The sequence below is a fragment of the Paenibacillus sp. FW126-R14 genome, from assembly GCF_058789495.1.
In genome coordinates this window covers 1-936 of the sequence record NZ_JBYTBS010000136.1, presented here as the reverse complement: position 1 = coordinate 936, position 936 = coordinate 1, and the positions used below count along the sequence as shown (strand labels likewise).

The window sequence follows — 936 nt, the reverse complement described above, 5'->3', positions numbered from 1 at the left end:
TTTTAAATTCTTATAAAACCTCCAATACTGTGTAATGAACCGAGCGACGTCGTGGCTTTTTACGGTGGTTCGACCCCGAAACAAAAACGGATGTGGCAACCTTGAAGCACAGGGTATAGGACTTCGAGTCCGGATAAAAAAATTTCATTGTTCAGGTTGCCTTTCGGTTCACTACATTTGACGTAAGGAGTGTGTTTCACCTATGATGGAAGCTATTCTTGAGCGGTGTGCCGGACTTGATGTCCACCAAGAAACGGTTGTTGCTTGCGTTCTCTCTGGTCCTTTAGACCGCTCGCCAGTGCGTGAAATTCGAACGTTCGGAACGATGACCGAAGAACTACTTGAGCTTGGTGAATGGCTCGCGGAACAGCAGTGCACGCATGTTGCCATGGAAAGCACGGGAGTCTTTTGGAAACCCGTTTGGAACGTACTTGAAGCCTTCGATCTTTCTTTGCTCCTTGCGAATGCCCACCACATTAAAAATTTGCCTGGACGTAAAACCGACATGAAAGATGCCGAGTGGATTGCTAAATTACTTCGCTGTGGTCTTATTGAAGGAAGCTTCGTTCCACCTGTAGATATCCGGGAATTAAGAGACCTAACTAGATATCGCAAAAAACTTGTACATGACGCTACAGCGGAGAAGAACAGAATACATAAAGTTCTTCAAGATGCTAATGTTAAACTTACCACTCATATGTCCGATGTTTTTGGTGTTTCTGGACGGCTCTTGATCCAGCGTCTTGTGGATGCTGAAGTGATTACCATGGAGTTCCTAGAAACAGAAATGAAAGGTGCATTGAAGCATAAATCTGCTAAACTTCTTCAATCTCTCAATGGACGTCTACGTCAGCATCATCGAGATATGATGCGTTTTTCATGGGAGCACCTACTATTCATAGAAAAAGCAATAGATCGGGTAGAGAAAGAAATTCA

At 43.9% G+C, this 936-nt stretch carries 1 protein-coding gene; it reads left to right on the top strand.

Translation table 11 applies throughout. The annotated features are described in order from the left end of the window. Window positions 1–202: 202 nt before the first annotated feature. A partial coding sequence (locus tag AC3WRW_RS33005) for an IS110 family RNA-guided transposase (protein WP_492550440.1) occupies window positions 203–936 on the top strand: 734 nt, incomplete at its 3' end.